A 16,989-nucleotide genomic window follows, 5' to 3' on the forward strand; every position below is an offset into this window, starting at 1 on the left:
ATTTCACAGAATTCGTGTGGAGTGTTTTGCCTGGGCACCGCATCACAAGAGGAAGAACTGGCGTCTTGCAAAGTGTGTGGATAGATTCTCTGTGAAATTCAACCCACCGTCGAGTGCGCCGCAGAACCGGTCGCCACGATGGCATCGAACGCTTGGAGACCGTGCATGAGCCGCGAAGACTTGCCCCGTATTCCGTTGTTGATCAACGGCGAATTCGTCCAGTCGCGCAGCACCGAGTGGCGCGAGGTGATCAACCCCGCGACGCAGCAACGCCTGGCCCGCGTGCCGATGGCCACGCCCGATGAAGTCGAGGCCGCCATCGCCGCCGCGCAGGACGCCTTCAAGACCTGGCGCAAGGTGCCCATCGGGCAGCGCGCGCGCATCTTCCTGAAGTACCAGCAGCTGATCCGCGACAACATCAAGTCGCTGGCCGCGACGCTGACCGCCGAGCAGGGCAAGACGCTCGCCGATGCCGAGGGCGACGTGTTCCGCGGGCTGGAGGTCGTCGAGCACGCGGCGAACATCGGCTCGCTGCAGATGGGCGAGCGCGCCCACAACGTCGCCGGCGGTGTCGACACCTACACCCTGCTGCAGCCGCTGGGCGTGTGCGCCGGCATCACGCCGTTCAACTTCCCCGCGATGATCCCGCTGTGGATGTTCCCGATGGCGATCGCCTGCGGCAACACCTTCGTGCTGAAGCCGTCCGAGCAGGACCCGATGGTGACGATGCGGCTCGTGGAACTGGCGCTCGAGGCCGGCATTCCCAAAGGCGTGCTCAACGTCGTGCATGGCGGCGAGGACGTCGTCAACGCGCTGTGCGATCACGCCGACATCCGCGCCATCTCCTTCGTCGGGTCGACGCGCGTCGGCACGCTGGTCCACGACCGCGCGACGAAGGCCGGCAAGCGCGTGCAATGCATGATGGGCGCGAAGAACCACGCGGTCGTGCTGCCCGATGCGCACAAGGAGCAGACGCTCAACGCGCTGGTGGGCGCCGCCTTCGGCGCGGCGGGGCAGCGGTGCATGGCGGTCTCGGTCGCCGTGCTGGTCGGCGCCGCGCGCGAGTGGCTGCCGGATCTGATCGCCAAGGCCCAGGGGCTGAGTGTCGGCGCCGGTGATTCGGCGACGACGGATGTCGGGCCGCTGATCTCCTGCGCGGCGCGCGATCGGGTGGAAAGCCTCATCGCCCGCGGCATCGAGGACGGCGCGACGCTGGCGCTCGACGGCCGCCTGCCGCCGCTCAGCGGCCAGTTGAAGGAGGGCAACTTCGTCGGCCCGACGATCTTCAGCGGCGTGAAGCCCGGCATGACGATCTACGAGCAGGAGGTCTTCGGCCCGGTGCTCTGCGTCGCCGAAGCCGCGACGCTCGACGACGCGATCGCGATGATCAACGCGAACCCCAACGGCAACGGCACCGCGCTGTTCACGCAGTCGGGCGCCGCGGCGCGCCGCTTCGAGGACGAGATCGACATCGGCCAGGTCGGCATCAACGTGCCCATCCCCGTGCCGGTGCCGCTGTTCTCGTTCACCGGATCGCGCGCGTCCAAGCTCGGCGACCTGGGTCCTTACGGCAAGCAGGTCGTTCTCTTCTACACGCAGACGAAGACCGTCACCGCGCGCTGGTTCGACGACGCCTCCACCGGCGGCGTCAACACGACGATCAGCCTCAAGTGAGCCGGTGAGCGCCTGATGGACTTCGAGCTCGACGAGCAGCAACGCGCCTTCCAGCAGGCGGCGCGCGACTTCGCCCGCGACGAGATGGCGCCGCATGCGGCCGGCTGGGACGCGCAGTCGTTCTTCCCGCGCGACACGCTGCGCCATGCGGGTGAGCTCGGCTTCTGCGGGTTGTATGCGCCGGTGGCCAGCGGCGGACTCGGGCTGCCGCGGCTGGACGCGACGATCGTGCTGGAGGAACTGGCCGCCGCCTGCCCATCGACGACGGCTTTCCTCAGCATCCACAACATGGCGGCGTGGATGGTGAGCACGTATGCGGCGGAAACGATCGCGCGTCGATTCGGTCCCGGGTTGTGCAGCGGCGTGAAGCTCGCGTCGTACTGCCTGACCGAGCCGGGCTCGGGCTCCGACGCGGCGTCTCTGCGCACGACCGCGCGCCGCGACGGCGATGCCTACGTGATCGACGGCAACAAGGCCTTCATCTCTGGCGCCGGCGCGACCGACGTGCTGGTGGTGATGGCGCGCACCGGTGGTGCGGGCGCGGATGGCATCTCCGCGTTCCTGGTGGAAGGCGATTCGCCTGGGATCCAGTACGGCCGCAAGGAAGAGAAGATGGGGTGGAACAGCCAGCCCACCCGCGCCATCGCGTTCGACGGCGTGCGCGTGCCGGCGGCGCATCTGCTGGGTGAGGAAGGGCAGGGCTTCCGCATCGCGATGCAGGGGCTGGACGGCGGGCGCATCAACATCGCGACCTGCTCGGTCGGCGCGGCGCAGGGCGCGCTGGCCGCGGCGCAGCGCTACATGCACGAGCGCCACCAGTTTGGCCGCGCGCTCGCGGACATGCAGGTGCTGCAGTTCAAGCTCGCCGACATGGCGACGGAACTCGTGTCCGCGCGGCAGATGGTCCGGCTCGCGGCCGCCAAGCTCGATGCGAAGTCGCCCGATGCGCAGGTGTACTGCGCGATGGCCAAGCGCCTGGCCACCGACATCGGCTTCAGCGTCTGCAACGAGGCGCTCCAGATCCACGGCGGCTACGGCTACATCCGCGAGTACCCGCTGGAGCGCTACCTGCGCGATGCGCGCGTGCATCAGATCCTCGAAGGCACCAACGAAATCATGCGCGTCATCGTCGCGCGCCGGATGTTGCAGGACCAGGCGCCGGAAGCGATCCGCTGAAGCAGAACAGACAACCCGAAACCGGAGACCACGATGACTGAATCCCTCGACATCAACGCCGCCTACGCCGGCCTGCGCCTGGAGCGCCGCGGCCACACGGCCATCGTCACGCTGACGAATCCTCCCGCTCATACGTGGACGGCGGACAGCCTCGCCGCGCTGACGCGGCTGGTCGGCGACCTCAACCGCGACCGCGAGATCTACGCGCTGGTCATCACCGGCGATGGCGAGAAGTTCTTCAGCGCGGGCGCCGACTTGAAGCTGTTCGCCGACGGCGACAAGGCCGTCGCCGCGACGATGGCGCGCCGCTTCGGCGAGGCCTTTGAAGCGTTGTCCGGATTCCGCGGCGTCAGCATCGCGGCGATCAACGGCTACGCGATGGGCGGCGGCCTGGAGTGCGCGTTGGCCTGCGATCTGCGCATCGCGGAACCGCATGCGGTGATGGCGCTGCCCGAGGCGACCGTCGGTCTGCTGCCCTGCGCCGGCGGCACCCAATGGCTGAGCTGGACCGTCGGCGAAAGCTGGGCGAAGCGCATGGTGCTGCTGGGCGAGCGCGTCGACGCGGAGACCGCGCTGCGCATCGGCCTGGCGGACGAGCTCGCGCCGAAAGGCGGCGCGCTGACGAAGGCACTCCAGTGGGCCGAACGCGTGCAGGCGCAGAGCCCCACCAGCGTGACCGCGTGCAAGCGACTGATCCAGGGCGCGCGCACGGCGCCGCCGCAATCGCAACTCGCGGCCGAGCGTGAGGCCTTCATCGGACTCTTCGAGACCGACGACCAGCGCGAAGGCGTGCAGGCCTTCCTCGGCAAGCGCAGCCCGCAGTGGCGAAACGCGTGAGGCCTCCGATGACTGATTTTCAGAATGAAGCCTCGGTGCTGTTCCGCACGGTGGTGACCGCGTCGGGCCATCGCTTCGGCCACGCGACACTGAACGCGCCGGCCAGCCTCAATGCGCTGACCTTGCCCATGGTCGACCAGCTCCAGGCGCAGTTGAATGCGTGGACCGACGACCCGCAGGTGGCGGGCGTGATCCTGGACGGCAACAGCGAGAAGGCCTTCTGCGCCGGCGGCGACGTGGTCAGCCTCTACCGCGCGATGCGCGCGGCCGGACCGGGCAAGGTGCCGCGCGATGCCGCCGAGTTCTTCGAGCGCGAATACCGCCTCGACCACACGATCCATCGCTATCCGAAGCCGCTGCTGGTCTGGGGCCACGGCATCGTCATGGGCGGCGGCATCGGCCTGATGGCGGGCGCGTCGCATCGCGTGGTGGCGCCGCGCAGCAGGTTGGCGATGCCGGAGATCACGCTGGGCCTCTATCCGGATGTGGGCGGAAGTTGGTTCCTCTCGCGGCTGCCGGGGCGCACGGGCCTGTTCCTTGCGCTCACCGGGGCGCCGCTCAATGCGGCGGATGCGTTGTGGGCCGGTCTGGCCGATCGCGCCGCGCGTGCGGAGGACCATGGCGCGTTGCTCGAATCCATCGCGCATGCGCGCTGGGACGGTGAACGCGCAGCCGATGCCGAACGGCTCGACGACCTGCTGCGCGCGCTGCCTGCCGCTGAGCTGGCGCCGAGCCAGCTGGCGCCGCATCGCGATCGCATCGATGCGTTGATCGGTCCGCACGACACGCTGGCGACGATCGCGCCGCGACTGCGCTCGCTCGCCTGTGATGGCGACGCGTGGCTGGCGACCGCCGGGGCGACGTTCCAGAAAGGATCTCCGACATCCGCCGCGCTGGCCATCGCCTTGCAGCGCCGCCTGCGGCAAGCTTCGTTGGCGGAAGTGTTCCGGCTGGAGTACCAGGCCTCGGTCGGCTGCTGCGTGTTCCCTGACTTCGCCGAAGGCGTGCGCGCGCTGCTGATCGACAAGGACAAGACGCCGCGTTGGCAAGGTAGCTCGCAGGACGACGGTGGCGAGGCGCATCTGGACGCGTTGCTCGCGCCGCGCTTCACCGGCCCCCACCCGCTCGCCGATCTGCGCTGAACGATCCGGTCATTCAACGACAAAGGAGACAAGACCATGAGCAACGCGACGACTGCTGAACGCATCGCCTTCATCGGCCTCGGCCACATGGGCGGACCGATGGCGGCGAACCTCGTGAAGAACGGCTACCCGGTCGCGGCTTTCGATCTGAGCGAAGCCGCCCTGACCGCCGCGCGCGCAGCGGGGGTCACCGTCGCCCCTTCGGCGGCCGCGGCCGTGGAGGGCGCGTCGGTGGTGATCTCGATGCTGCCGGCCAGCAGGCACGTCGAGTCGCTGTTCCTCGGCGACGACGGCCTGATCGCCCGCATCGCCACCGGCGCCTTGGTCATCGACTGCAGCACCATCGCCCCGGCGAGCGCGCAGCGCGTCGCCGAAGCCGCGCGGGCGCGTGGCCTGGCCATGATCGATGCGCCGGTGTCCGGCGGCACCGCGGGTGCGGCGGCGGGCACGCTGACCTTCATCGTCGGCGGAGAGGCGGCCGCGTTGGAGCGCGCCCGGCCGGTGCTCGCCGCGATGGGTCGGAACATCTTCCACATGGGCGCCTCGGGCGCCGGTCAGGTGGCCAAGTTGTGCAACAACATGGCGCTCGGCGTGATCATGGCGGTGACCGGCGAGGCGCTGGCGCTCGGCGTGTCCCACGGACTGGATCCGCAGGCGCTGTCCGCGATGATGGCCGTCAGCACCGGGCGCAGCTGGGCCACCGAGGTCTGCAACCCCTGGCCCGGCGTGAAGCCCGATGCGCCCGCGTCGCGCGGCTACAGCGGCGGTTTCGGCAGCGACCTGATGCTCAAGGACCTCGGCCTGGCGGTCGAGGCCGCGCTGCAGGTCGGCGCGGCCGTGCCGCTCGGTGAGCTCGCGCGCAATCTCTATGCGCTCAACAGCCGCGCTGGGCGGGGAGGCCTGGACTTCTCGAGCGTGCAGCAGCTGCTGACGACGCCGTGAGCGCCAGCGCCGCATCGTCGCGCCACAGCGCGCGCTGCAGGGCGACCAGTTCGTCGGGGGCGCCGGCTCCCTCGCGGGCGTTCCACTCCAGCTCACCGGCCAGCCAGACCCGGCCGCCGCGCAGCTGACGCAAGGCGCGCAGCGACGCCAAGGCCCGCGTGCCGCCATGGTCCGGGCCGTCGACCCGCACCGACAGCTCCCGCTCGCGCGGCAGTCGCAGTGCCGCTTCCTTCAACTCATCGGAATCGATCGGCGCATTGATGTGCAGGCCGGCCACCGGCAGTTCGCAGGCGAGCGCCAGGTTGCCCGGCAGCAGCGCGGCGCCGGTCGTGAGCATCAGATGCTGATCGACGCCGAGCAGCCGCGCGTAGGCGCGCCGCAGCGCGTCTTGCCACGTCGGTTGAAGCGCTTCAGCGAGCATCGGCTCGTCGATCTGCACCCAGGTCACGCCGCGCGCCGCGAGCTTCGTCAGCAGCGCTTCATAGACGGGGAGCAGTCGGTCCAGCAGGCCGAGGCGGTCGAATGCGTCTTCCCCGTTCGTCCCGAGGAACAGCAGACTCACCGGCCCGAGCAGGGCCACGCAGGGGCTGGCGGGGAGGGCGATGGCTTCATCGATCTCCGCCAGCAGCGCGCCGGCGTCCAGCTGGAAGGTCGTGGCGCTGTCGAACTCCGCGGAGGGGACGCCGACCAGCGACAGCATCTGCGTCACCGCATCGACGCCAGGCCGTGCGCCCACCGTCACGAAGTCCCGCCCCTTGGCCTGCTGCGCCCGCCACACGGCCGCGCGCGACGCAGGCGCCGTCGGCGCCTGGCCGAGCCATCGCATGGGGTCATGAATCCTGATCATCTGAAGCGTCCGGGGTGAATCTCGATGCGGATGATCCCGGCTCGCTCGTTATGATTCAAACGAAACGTTTTTCAGTCGATCAACAATTTCATTCATGAACCTGCCCTTGGAACTGAGACACCTCCGCACGCTGCTGGCGGTGCGGGAGGCCGGGAACGTGTCGCGCGCCGCGCAGTTGCTCAACCTCACGCAGTCGGCGCTGTCGCACCAGCTCAAGGGGCTCGAGGACCACTACGAGGCGGTGCTGTTCGAGCGCAAGAGCCAGCCCGTGCAGTTCAGCGTGGCGGGCCAACGCCTGCTGCGTCTGGCCGAACTGGTGCTGCCGCAGGTGGAGGAGGCCGACCGGGACCTGCGCCGTCTGGCCGCCGGTGCCGCGGGTCAGCTGCGGATCGCCGTGGAGTGCCACACCTGCTTCGACTGGCTGATGCCGGCGATGGACGCCTTCCGCAGCCGCTGGCCGGAGGTGGAACTGGACATCGTGTCCGGATTCCACGCGGACCCCGTGGGGCTGCTGCATCAGGACCGCGCGGAGGTGGCCATCGTGTCGGAGGTGGATGCGGACGAGGCGGCGGTGGTCGTGCACCCGCTCTTCGAGTTCGAGATCGTCGCCCTGCTGCCCAAGGGTCATGTCTTGCTCGGCAAGCCGTGGCTGGAGGCGGCGGACTTCGCCGACCACACGTTGATCACCTACCCGGTGCCGGACGAGATGCTGGACCTCGTGCGCCGCGTGCTGAAGCCCGCCGGCGTGACGCCGCCGCGTCGCACCAGCGAGCTGACGGTCGCGATGCTGCAACTGGTGGCCAGCGGCCGCGGGCTGGCCGCGCTGCCGCTGTGGGCCGTCGAGAGCTACCTCGCCCGCGGCTACGTCGCGCAGCAGCGCATCGGCGAGGCGGGCCTGACCGGCCGGCTCTATGCGGTGAGCACCACCTCGCTGGCCAGCAAGCCCTACCTGGGCGACTTCGTGAGCATCATGCGCGAGACCTCGCTGCTGACGCTGCCGGCGGTCAGTCTGCTCTGAGCGCCGTGTTGGAGGCACTCGAAGCGCTCGATGCCTTCGAGGCCCTCGCGGCAATCAGCGCCAGGCTTGCCAGGTCCACCGGTTTGGTGAGGTGCGCATCGAAGCCCGCGGCCTTCGCGCGGCGCTGGTCCTCTTCCTGCCCCCAGCCGGTCAGGGCCACGATGTGCACGGCGGGGCCGATCTCCTCGCGGACGTGCCGGCAGGCCTGATAGCCGTCGACGCCCGGCAGGCCGATGTCCAGCAGCACCAGCGCCGGATCGAACGCCCGCACGTCGTCCACGATGCGGGTGGCGTCGTAGGCCACGCGGACCTCGCCGCCGCTCATCGTCAGCAGCATCGCGACGCCGTCGGCGGCATCCTGGTTGTCGTCGACCACCAGCACGCGGAGGCCGGCCAGGTCGAGGTCGTCGTCCTCGCGTCCAGGCGCGGGTGGCGGCGCGGCGGGCGTACTCACGGGCAGGCGGATGACGAATTCGCTGCCGTGGCCGGCGCCCAAGCTGCTGGCCTCGATGGCACCGCCGTGCAGTTCCATCAGGCTGCGCGACAGCGCGAGTCCGATGCCCATCCCGCCATGACGCGAGCTGTCGGAACGCGCCTGCGTGAACAGGTCGAAGATGTTGGGCAGCATCTCCGCGGCGATGCCGACCCCGGAGTCCTGGATGCGGAGCACCTGCTCCATGCCGGGTCCGGACGCGGCCGGCTGCAAGCTGGCGCGGATCGCGATCCGGCCGCCGGCGGCGGTGAACTTCACCGCGTTGTGGAGCACGTTCGAGATGACCTGCGACAGCCGCGTCGGATCGACGTCGAGCTGGCGTTCCGGATCGTCCAGCTCCACCAGCAGCTCGATGCCGCCTGCCGTGATCTGGCCGCGATGCGCCTCGAGCGCGCTCTCCACCAGCGATCGCAGGCTCACCCATTCGCGCTTGAGCTGCACCTTGCCGGACCGGATCCGCGAGACGTCCAGCAGGTCGTCGATGAGGTGGACCACCTGGACGATCTGCCGCTCCATCATCGGCCGGACGCGATCGATCAGCCGGGCGTCGCCGTTGGCGCGCTTGAGCACCTCGATGCCGCTGCGGATCGGCGCCAGCGGATTGCGCAGCTCGTGCGCCAGCACGGCGATGAACTCGTCCTTGCGGCGGGCTTCCTCGCGCAGCTCGCGCTCGCTTGCCAGCAGGGCTTCCTGCACCTGGTTGCGCTCGATGAGGTCGGCGGCCTGACGGCCCAGCAGGTCGAGGAAACGGAGCTCGCGTTCGGTGAGCTCGCGCGGCTCGCTCCAGTGCGTGGAGAACATGCCGATCGGACGACCCGCCCGGCTGACGAGGGGCGTGGATTGGGCGCTTCGCACGCCGGCCGACAGATGCAGCCGGTTGGAGCCATCCGGGTCCGGCAAGGCCGGATCGTCGAAGCGCACGAAGGACCGCGCGCCGGTCGCCAGCGCGATGCCGCACGGCGAGCCCGACGACGCATCGACCTCGGCGAAGTGCGCCACCATCGCCGGAGGAAAGCCGCGGGTGGCCAGGAAGCTCAGGGTCTGGGAGCGCTCGTCCAGCAGCTGGATGGTGCCGGCATCGCCGTCGAGGATCTCGATGGCCGCTTCGAGGATCTCGCCATACAGGGCCGAGCCGCCGTCGGTGCCGATCAGGCGCGCGGCGACGTCCCGGAGCCGCCGCGTGTCGTTCAGCTCGCGCGTGATGACGCGTTCCACCTGGTCGCGTTCGCTCAACAGCGCGGTGATGCGCTGGTTCTCCCATTCGAGCAGTTCGCGGGCATCGGCGGCGGCCGCGAGGGCCGTCCGACGCTGCTCGTCCAGGTCCTGCGCGTCGAGCTGCGTGCCGATGAGCTTGGCGAACAGCTCCAGCGTCTGATGCAGCACGGGATCGTCGAGCTTGGCCGGCCGCGGGTCGATGGCGCAGAGCGTGCCGAAGAACGAATCGTCGGCGCGGAAGATCGGGATCGAGACGTAGCTCTCGAAGCCGTACATCCGGGGCGTCGGGTGCTCGCGGAAGCGGTCGTCCGTGCTGGCGCTGCCGAAGATGACGGGGCGTCCGTGCTGCCGGATCTCGTTGCAGATCGTCGTGACGAGCTGGAGTTCGTCCCCGGGCTTGAGCCCGAAGGCGATCTCGTCGCGTACGGCGCACGCCGTCCAGGTGGTGTCGGTCACGCGGGCGACGGCGGTGAAACGCATCCCGGTGAGACGCGCCATGGCGTCGAGGATGGTCGGCACGACGGCCATGCGGCCGATCGCGTCGATGTACTGCTGTTCCGTGCCCATCGGCGGATGTTAGCGCCGTCGCCTGATTCGCTCGCGAGCCGGGCCGCTGGGGTTAGCACGGAGAACGCCGATGGCGACGGCTCGTCGCGCGTCGGCCATCGCGGGCTGAGGATCGCGGGCTGAGGAGCGCGGAGTGCGGAGGGCCAGGAAGGACCTGGGTACCTAGGGCGACCCAGGCTGGCGCGCCATCGATGTCGCCGCCAGCAGCATCCACGTCGTATGCGGAAGCCACTGCTCCACCCAGCGCCATTGCTCGTCGTCGGGACCGGGGCCGAAGGCGATGCCTTCGCCGGTATCGCTGCCGACCGCGCCGGTGATGCCGTTGGAGATGCCGCCGGCGAACATGTCGCCCGCGCTCGACGCCACCGTCGGCGGATTGCGCTTGCCGAAGCCGTAGAGCATCGAGATGCCGTAGGGGTTCCGCCCCAGCGTCCAGTCGACCTGGTCCTGCGCGAAGGCGGCCCAGTCGGCGGGCAGGGCGGGTGAGACCTTGCGGCCCGCCACCGCCATCGCGGTGCTCAGCGACAGCAGCCGCGCGCTCTCGCCTTGCCACCAGTAGCCGGTCTCGTTCCTGTGCGGGATGAAGAAGCCTTCCAGCACCGGGCCTTCCGCCTTGCCGTCCTTGGCGAGCTGGAACGACTGCCGCGCGTAGCCGAAGGGGTTGGACACGCGCCGCGTGATGTCGACCTCGTGCTGCAGCGCTGACTTGATCGTCGTGGTGGCGCGGCTGCGTCGGGCGTCGTCGGTCTCGATGTCCAGGTAGTGGCCCAGGCTCAGCGCCGGCAGGCCGGCTTCGACCGCGTGGTAGTAGGGCCGCGTGCCGCCGTCGCTGATGAAACTGCCGTCGGCCGCCTGGCGCCGCATCAGGCTGTCGGCGCGTGTGCGTGCGGCGTCGAGGAAGCGCGCTTCCTTCGTCGCGTTGAACAACTCCACCGCGGCCATCAGCGCGGTGTAGTCGTCGATGATGTTCTCGACGCCGTTGGCGGTGTACTGCGCGTTGAACTGCTGCAGGTGGTCGAAGGCCTTCACCGCGTCGGCGAGGTAGGTCTTCCCGTCGAAGTCGCCGTGGCGGCCCGACTGCTTCGCCAGCAGCGAGGCCCGCGCCAGCGCGGCGATCGCCATGCCGCCGCCGGCGCGGTAGGCAGAGCGGTAGAGCTTGGTGTAGCGCCCGTCATCGCCTTCGTAGCCGACGACCATGCGCTCGGCGCCTGCCGCGCCCCACTTGTCGAAGACCGTCGTGTAGAAATAGCCCTCGGCATCGAGGATGCGGTGCAGATAGTCCGCGCCCCAGAAGGCTTCGTCCTGCGCGCGCTTGAGCAGTCCCGCGCGGCGGTACAGGTCCGCCGACGAATCCGCCGTGTAGGCCAGCGCCCAGGCTGCCATCGACGTCTGCTGCGGGTTGAAGAAATTCGCGTAGCCGAGGTGCGACAGGTACTTGCCGGTATCGCCGCCGGCATCCTTCCATCCGCCGCGGACGTCGACGAAGCGATCGGTCTCGAAGATGCGGATGCGACGGTCGCCCTTGCCGGTGTGGCGGCTGCGGTGGAAGTAGTCGAGCAGCTTGTCCGCGGTGATCGAGAACAGCGCCTGATCGCGCACCCGCACCGGCGCGGACGTCACGCGCCTGCCGTCGAGCGTCGCCTCGATGCGGTAGACGCCTGGCGTCTGCACGGCGGAGAAGTCCGCCTCGAAGTAGCGCCTGCCCGCGCCCCAGGCGGAGAAATCCGGCAGCGGCTTGAGCTCGCCCTCGGCGACGGTCTTGCCGCCGGAGAGCACGCGGTAGCGGCCCGCCTGCGCCGCACCGGTCGACTCGACGACCGCGCGCTTGGGGCCGGTCCGTTCCAGCGCGACCTGGTTCAGCTGCACCAGCAGCGGATCGGTCGGCAAGGCGACGGAGACCGTCGTCTTGCGTTCGTCCGTTGCCGCATGGACGGCCGAGGCCGCGGTCCCGAGGACCGCGGTGACCGCGAAGACCGCGGCCACCGCGAGCGCGGAGCGTCGGGGGAAAAACACCGTGCGAGCGGTGGCGTCGGTCTTCATCGGATCAGTTCCAGGCCATGTTCTTGGACCACTTCACGCCCGAGGTCGGGCACTTGCCCGAGTTGTTCGGGTACTTGCTGTTGATGATGCTGGTCACCACGCTGACGTTGCCCATCGTCGGATCCTGCTTGTAGATGTCCAGCGCCATGCTGGCGCGCCAGCAGTTGCCCGCATCGTCGCCCAGGCTCGAGGACTTCAGCCAGCGGATGTACTGGTCCGTCAGGTAGGTGGCGAAGCAGGTCTCGTTGGACATGCTGCCGCAGTTGCCCGCCGACTTCACCGAGGAGAACGCCGAGATGCTGCCGATGGATCCCGTGTTCACCTGCACCTGGAAGGCCAGGCCGACCAGGTTGTACTGGCCGAAGCTGGTGAAGCCCAGCTTCTTCAGCGCGTCCAGCACCGGCAGCAGCTTGTCGCTGTCGATGTGGGCGTAATGGCTCATCACGTACTTGTCCTGGCGGTTGTCGAAGTCCGACTGCAGCGCCTGGCAGATCTTGGTCAGCGCCGCCCGCTTCTTCGAGTTGGACCGGGCCAGGTTCGGATACGGATCCAGGCGCGAGTCGTCCGCCTTCATGTCCGCGGCCGCGATGCCGGTGACCTGGACGCCCCAGTTCTTCATGTCCGTGTTGGTCGCGCCGGTCTTGCCCAGCACATAGGGCGCGTAGGCGTTCTTGAAGTAGTCCGGGAAGTCGCCGACCGTCGTCACGCCCACCGGGCCGAGCGTGTCGCCGCGGTAGTCGGAGATGCCTTCGGAGGCTTCGTAATCGACCTCGCAATAGCGCCAGGGTTCCGGGTCTTGATAGTTGGTGGTGCCGTTCTCCGGATAGGCGTCCATGCTGAGCACGGCCTGCCACTGGTTGACCGTCAGCTTGCGGCCCTTGTCGAAGACCTTGCCGTAGACGCGCGAATCGCCGACGGGGATGACGCCCGCCGCCGCGGCCGCCTGGGTGGCCGTCACCAGCGGCTGGCCGGTGGCCGTGAAGGTGTTGGTGTAGACCCAGCCGTCCTGCACGTAGACGCTGGGTTGGCCGTTCGTCTGAGCCGCTGCCTTGGGCTTGCCGGCTGCGACAGCCGCCGACGCGCCGCAGACGAGAGCCAGGACGGTGAGCGCCGCTTGCACGCCGATGCGGCGGACGCTGGGGGAACGAGATTGCATGGTGGTTGCCTCCGAAAACACGGGGGTAGGGGGGCGTGGCCTGCGCCACGGGAGAGAGATTCCCGAGAGCCACTGCCCACCACTCTCGCCAAGCCGGTCCTGCGCTCGGGGGCGTGGGTCGTTGCAGCCCATGGGCGGCGAATGTAGGCGGAACATTTCTTGTGCGCAATAAATAAAACCACTGGATGTGTAAATTCATTTGTCGACTGGCCGCCTGCCGCCGTCGTGAAGCTGGGTCAGAATGGGGGATACCCGAAGGACCACCCGCCAGCATGAGAACCACCAGTCGAGGTGCCACCCAACAGTCCAGCGCGCCCTACAACCGCCGTGTCGTGCTGGACTTCATCCGGCAGCACGGCGCGGCGTCGCGCAAGGACATCGCCGACATGGTGTCGCTGAGCCCCCAGACGGTGGCCAACATCACCAACGACCTGGAGGCCATCGGCCTGATCGTCTCGAGGCGGCAGAAGGTCGACAAGTCGCGCGGCCAGCCGCCGATCGCGTTCGAGCTCAACCCGCAGGCGGGCAACGCGATCGGGATCAGCCTGGAGCCGGGCCGCGCGTCGGCCGCGCTGGTGAACCTGGTCGGCGACATCCGCAGCCGCTGCGAGGTGGACATGGACACCAGCGATCGCCGCCAGATGCTGGCCGCGATGCTGCAGCTGGTCGCGCAGCTGCGGCGCGAATCGACCGAGCCGCTCTGGGGCATCGGCGTCGCGCTGCCGGGGCCGCTGGGCCACACCGACATCAGCTTCGTCGGACCAACGGCGCTGGAGGGGTGGAACGACCTGTCCGTGCTGGACGAGCTCGGCGAGGTCACCGGCCTCTCCGTCTTCTACCGGATCGACAGCGTGGCCGGCGCGCTGGGCGAGACGCTCTTCGGCGTCGCCCGCAACCTGGACAACTTCTTCTATCTGCACCTGGGCTTGGGCCTGGGCGGCGCACTGGTGATCGGCCGCGCCGCGTATCCCGGTTCGAACGGCAACGCCACCGAGATCGGCCACGTGCCCATCGTGCCGGGCGGCACGCCGTGCTACTGCGGCAACCGCGGCTGCCTGGAGCGCTACGTCTCCATGCACTCGCTGGCGGAGGCGCTGAAGGTGTCGGACCACGACGTCTGGACGCTCGATCTGGCCAAGCGCCTGAAGGATCCGAAGGACAAGGCGCTGCACCAGTGGTGCCGCCAGGCCGCGGACCGGCTGCGCGACGCGGTCTGCATGATCGAGAACATGCTGGACCCGCACTCGATCGTCATCGGCGGCTCGGCGCCCAAGGTGCTGGTGGAGCATCTGGTCGGCCTGGCGCAGCCCTGGCACCGCTCGGTGCGCGGTGGCGTCGCGACGCCGGAGAACCGTCTGCTGTTGTCGGACCGCCAGGACGACAGCTCCATCCTCGGCGCCGCCGTGCTGCCGATCTACGAGATGCTGTCGCCGCGCCTGGAGACCTTGCAGCAGGACCGCCGCGGCGAGGCCGACGTGGCCGAACTGCTGGGGCACCGGGCACCGATGCCCAAGCGAGGGTAGGGACAGGGTAAAGCCCCTTGGGGGATTCCCTTGATTACTTAAATCCAATGGATTTAATTATTGACGCTGTGTTCTGAGTGCTCCTACAGTCGCGCCCATGGACACGGCACGACCTCTTTCGCATCCCCCGCTCAGCATCGTCGGCGACGTCGGCGTGGACCTCGTGCTGGGCAGCCTGACCGGGTGGCCGCAAGTCGGGACCGAACTCCTGATGCCGCGCAGCGAGCTGCGCCCCGGCGGCTCCGGCGCCAATGCCGCGCTGGCCGCGCGTCACATCGGACAGCGCGCGCACCTGATCTCCGCCGTCGGCAACGACCACTTCGGTCACTGGCTGGCGGAGCAGCTCGCCGGCATCGAGACCAGCCTGGAGATCTGCGACATCGGGACCACCGTCTCGGTCGGCCTGATGCACACCTGCGGCGAGCGCAACTTCTTCACCACGCACGGCCACCTGCAGCGCCTGTCGGCCGAGCATGTGCTCGGGCACCTGCAGCCGACGGAGACGCCGCAAACGGCGCCGGCGATCGCGCTGTTCACCGCGCCTTTCCTGCTCACCGGCCTGCGCCCCCGCTACGCCGGCCTGATGGCCGAGGCCGCACGCCGCGGCTACCGCGTCGCGCTGGACACCGGCTGGCCGCCCGAAGGCTGGGACCGGGACGAGGTGATGACCTGGCTGCCGCACTGCGATCACCTGCTCATCAACGAGCTCGAGGCGCAAAGCATCGCCGGCACCGGGGACCTCGATGAAGCGCTGACCTTGATCGGCCGCGCGCTGAAGCCCGGCGCGAGCCTGATCGTCAAGGTCGGCGCCCGCGGCGCGCTGGGTGTCGAGGGCGGCCAGCGCGTGCAGCGCATCACCGAGCCCGCCGACATCTTCGACACCATCGGCGCCGGCGATGCGTTCAACGCCGGCTACCTCGCCGCGCGCCTGCGGGGCGGCGACGTCGCCGAGGGCCTGGCCGCGGGCTGCCGCACCGCCGGGGCCATCCTGTCGCGCTTCCCGCGCACGACCATCCGCGCCGGCGAGTTCGCCGGCTGCGTTCCTTCCCAAGTTCTCGCCTGAGGACCCGCCATGAAGCACCGCGCGCTGATCGTCGGCTACATCCTGGTCATCTGGTTCGTGATCTCCTTCGTCACCAACCTGATCGGGCCCTTGATGCCGATCATCATCCAGGACTTCCACCTGAGCCTGGGCCTGGCGGGCTTCCTGCCGTTCTCGTTCTTCCTCGCCTACGGGCTGGTGTCGATCCCGGGCGGTCTGCTGGTGGAGCGCCGCGGCTCGCGCTTCACGCTCCTCGCGGCCTTCGTGCTGAACGCGGGCGGATCGCTGGCAATCGCGCTGTGGCCGAGCTACGCGACCGCGATCGGCGGGCTCTTCGTGATCGGCCTGGGCATGGCGCTGCTGCAGGTCGTGATCAATCCGCTGATGCGCACGGCCGGCGGCGAGTCCCACTTCGCCTTCTTCTCGGTGATGGGGCAACTCGTCTTCGGCCTGGCCTCGTTCCTGAGCCCGATGGCTTTCCAGCTGCTGATGGAGCGTCCGGATGCCGCCAAGGGCCTCGCGTGGGTGCCGTTCTACTGGATCTTCGTCGTCGGCTTCATCGCGCTGATCGTCGCGAACCAGACGCTGCCGCTGCCCGAGGTCCAGCTCAAGGACGACGAACGCGCCGGCGGCTGGGCCGCCTACCGCGAGCTGCTCGCGCGGCGCGATGTCCGCCTCTTCTTACTCGGCATCATGGCCTACGTCGGCACCGAGCAGACGCTGGCCAACTGGATGTCGCAGTTCCTCTCGACCTATCACGGCGTGTCCGCCACCACCGACGGCGCCGACGCGGTCGCTGGCTTCTGGGGGCTGATGTCGCTGGGGTGTTTGCTGGGTCTGGGCCTGTTGAAGCTGCTCGACTCACGCGTCGTGCTGGCCGGCTTCACGATGCTGGCCATCGGCAGCGTGGCGCTCGCGCTCTTCGGCTCCGCCCACGTCGCGCAGATCGCCTTCCCGGTCTCGGGCTTCTTCCTGTCCGTGATGTTCTCGGTGGTGTTCTCGCTGGGCCTGAACTCGGTGCCCCACCACCATGGCGCGTTCTCCGGCGTGCTCTGCACCGGCATCCTCGGCGGCGCGGTCGTGCCGCTGCTGGTCGGCGGGCTCGGCGACGCCATCGGCCTGCGCGCCGCGATGTCCACCGTTTTCCTCACGCTCCTCTACATCCTGGGGGTGAGCGCCTGGGCGCGGCCGCTCGTGACCAACGACGTCGTTCCGCTGTCCCGCCTGCTGTCCCGGTTCAAGCCCAGCCCCGAACGCTGACGCCGCCTGCCGCTTCCTCCCTCTGCCCCCCCCTCCAGCCCGCGTCACGGCCCCGTC

General features: G+C 69.3%; 13 protein-coding genes. 9 read left to right on the forward strand and 4 right to left on the reverse strand.

Annotated elements, in window-relative coordinates:
* The first annotated feature begins 165 nt into the window (after positions 1 to 165).
* From AC1VNM_RS25595 to mmsB, 5 genes are read left to right on the forward strand one after another with little or no spacing between them, the layout of a single operon-like run.
* Positions 166 to 1,674, forward strand: a complete 1,509-nt coding sequence (locus tag AC1VNM_RS25595; protein WP_483108770.1) for a CoA-acylating methylmalonate-semialdehyde dehydrogenase — start codon at positions 166 to 168, stop codon at positions 1,672 to 1,674.
* Positions 1,675 to 1,689: 15 nt separating this feature from the next.
* Positions 1,690 to 2,850 carry an acyl-CoA dehydrogenase family protein gene (locus AC1VNM_RS25600; protein WP_483108771.1) on the forward strand — a complete coding sequence of 387 codons (1,161 nt, stop codon included), beginning with the start codon at positions 1,690 to 1,692 and terminating at the stop codon, positions 2,848 to 2,850.
* A 33-nt stretch (positions 2,851 to 2,883) separates the two neighbouring features.
* Positions 2,884 to 3,687, forward strand: coding sequence for an enoyl-CoA hydratase (locus tag AC1VNM_RS25605; protein ID WP_483108772.1), 804 nt, complete (start codon positions 2,884 to 2,886; stop codon positions 3,685 to 3,687).
* 8 nt (positions 3,688 to 3,695) lie between these two features.
* Positions 3,696 to 4,829 (forward strand): enoyl-CoA hydratase/isomerase family protein, encoded by a 1,134-nt coding sequence (locus tag AC1VNM_RS25610; RefSeq protein ID WP_483108773.1) that lies wholly within the window; start codon positions 3,696 to 3,698, stop codon positions 4,827 to 4,829.
* A gap of 36 nt (positions 4,830 to 4,865) precedes the next feature.
* Positions 4,866 to 5,771, forward strand: coding sequence for a 3-hydroxyisobutyrate dehydrogenase (mmsB, locus tag AC1VNM_RS25615; protein ID WP_483108774.1), 906 nt, complete (start codon positions 4,866 to 4,868; stop codon positions 5,769 to 5,771).
* On the opposite strand, the gene AC1VNM_RS25620 is transcribed toward mmsB, so the two are convergent.
* Positions 5,704 to 6,597: a hypothetical protein gene (locus AC1VNM_RS25620; protein WP_483108775.1), complete on the reverse strand. Its 894-nt coding sequence runs from the start codon at positions 6,595 to 6,597 to the stop codon at positions 5,704 to 5,706. The two genes, mmsB and AC1VNM_RS25620, sit on opposite strands and share 68 nt — an antisense overlap.
* A 115-nt stretch (positions 6,598 to 6,712) precedes the next feature.
* Here AC1VNM_RS25620 and AC1VNM_RS25625 point away from each other — a divergent pair, with 115 nt between their 5' ends.
* Positions 6,713 to 7,636 (forward strand): LysR family transcriptional regulator, encoded by a 924-nt coding sequence (locus tag AC1VNM_RS25625; protein WP_377157831.1) that lies wholly within the window; start codon positions 6,713 to 6,715, stop codon positions 7,634 to 7,636.
* Here the strand turns inward: AC1VNM_RS25625 and AC1VNM_RS25630 are convergent.
* From AC1VNM_RS25630 to AC1VNM_RS25640, 3 genes are all read right to left on the reverse strand, one after another.
* Positions 7,623 to 9,911 (reverse strand): GAF domain-containing protein, encoded by a 2,289-nt coding sequence (locus AC1VNM_RS25630; protein WP_483108776.1) that lies wholly within the window; start codon positions 9,909 to 9,911, stop codon positions 7,623 to 7,625. The two genes, AC1VNM_RS25625 and AC1VNM_RS25630, sit on opposite strands and share 14 nt — an antisense overlap.
* Positions 9,912 to 10,073: 162 nt before the next feature.
* Positions 10,074 to 11,951, reverse strand: a complete 1,878-nt coding sequence (locus AC1VNM_RS25635; RefSeq protein ID WP_483108777.1) for a glycoside hydrolase family 9 protein — start codon at positions 11,949 to 11,951, stop codon at positions 10,074 to 10,076.
* 4 nt (positions 11,952 to 11,955) lie between these two features.
* A complete protein-coding gene (locus AC1VNM_RS25640; RefSeq protein ID WP_483108778.1) occupies positions 11,956 to 13,107 on the reverse strand; it encodes a hypothetical protein in 1,152 nt (383 codons plus the stop codon).
* A 272-nt stretch (positions 13,108 to 13,379) separates the two neighbouring features.
* On the opposite strand from AC1VNM_RS25640, the gene AC1VNM_RS25645 reads away from it, so the two are divergent.
* From AC1VNM_RS25645 to AC1VNM_RS25655, 3 genes are all read left to right on the forward strand, one after another.
* Positions 13,380 to 14,630: an ROK family transcriptional regulator gene (locus AC1VNM_RS25645; RefSeq protein ID WP_377157826.1), complete on the forward strand. Its 1,251-nt coding sequence runs from the start codon at positions 13,380 to 13,382 to the stop codon at positions 14,628 to 14,630.
* Positions 14,631 to 14,727: 97 nt separating this feature from the next.
* Positions 14,728 to 15,693 (forward strand): carbohydrate kinase family protein, encoded by a 966-nt coding sequence (locus AC1VNM_RS25650; RefSeq protein WP_483108779.1) that lies wholly within the window; start codon positions 14,728 to 14,730, stop codon positions 15,691 to 15,693.
* Positions 15,694 to 15,702: 9 nt separating this feature from the next.
* Positions 15,703 to 16,932 (forward strand): MFS transporter, encoded by a 1,230-nt coding sequence (locus tag AC1VNM_RS25655; RefSeq protein ID WP_483108780.1) that lies wholly within the window; start codon positions 15,703 to 15,705, stop codon positions 16,930 to 16,932.
* Positions 16,933 to 16,989: the final 57 nt, after the last annotated feature.

The sequence above is a fragment of the Mitsuaria sp. MSU3D genome (assembly GCF_056867975.1).

Coding starts and splice junctions, on each gene's coding strand:
- AC1VNM_RS25595 (WP_483108770.1), top strand. CDS start 166: ATGAGCCGCGAAGACTTGCCCCGTATTCCGTTGTTGATCAACGGCGAA.
- AC1VNM_RS25610 (WP_483108773.1), top strand. CDS start 3,696: ATGACTGATTTTCAGAATGAAGCCTCGGTGCTGTTCCGCACGGTGGTG.
- mmsB (WP_483108774.1), top strand. CDS start 4,866: ATGAGCAACGCGACGACTGCTGAACGCATCGCCTTCATCGGCCTCGGC.
- AC1VNM_RS25645 (WP_377157826.1), top strand. CDS start 13,380: ATGAGAACCACCAGTCGAGGTGCCACCCAACAGTCCAGCGCGCCCTAC.
- AC1VNM_RS25625 (WP_377157831.1), top strand. CDS start 6,713: ATGAACCTGCCCTTGGAACTGAGACACCTCCGCACGCTGCTGGCGGTG.
- AC1VNM_RS25640 (WP_483108778.1), bottom strand. CDS start 13,107: ATGCAATCTCGTTCCCCCAGCGTCCGCCGCATCGGCGTGCAAGCGGCG.
- AC1VNM_RS25635 (WP_483108777.1), bottom strand. CDS start 11,951: ATGAAGACCGACGCCACCGCTCGCACGGTGTTTTTCCCCCGACGCTCC.
- AC1VNM_RS25655 (WP_483108780.1), top strand. CDS start 15,703: ATGAAGCACCGCGCGCTGATCGTCGGCTACATCCTGGTCATCTGGTTC.
- AC1VNM_RS25600 (WP_483108771.1), top strand. CDS start 1,690: ATGGACTTCGAGCTCGACGAGCAGCAACGCGCCTTCCAGCAGGCGGCG.
- AC1VNM_RS25605 (WP_483108772.1), top strand. CDS start 2,884: ATGACTGAATCCCTCGACATCAACGCCGCCTACGCCGGCCTGCGCCTG.
- AC1VNM_RS25620 (WP_483108775.1), bottom strand. CDS start 6,597: ATGCGATGGCTCGGCCAGGCGCCGACGGCGCCTGCGTCGCGCGCGGCC.
- AC1VNM_RS25630 (WP_483108776.1), bottom strand. CDS start 9,911: ATGGGCACGGAACAGCAGTACATCGACGCGATCGGCCGCATGGCCGTC.
- AC1VNM_RS25650 (WP_483108779.1), top strand. CDS start 14,728: ATGGACACGGCACGACCTCTTTCGCATCCCCCGCTCAGCATCGTCGGC.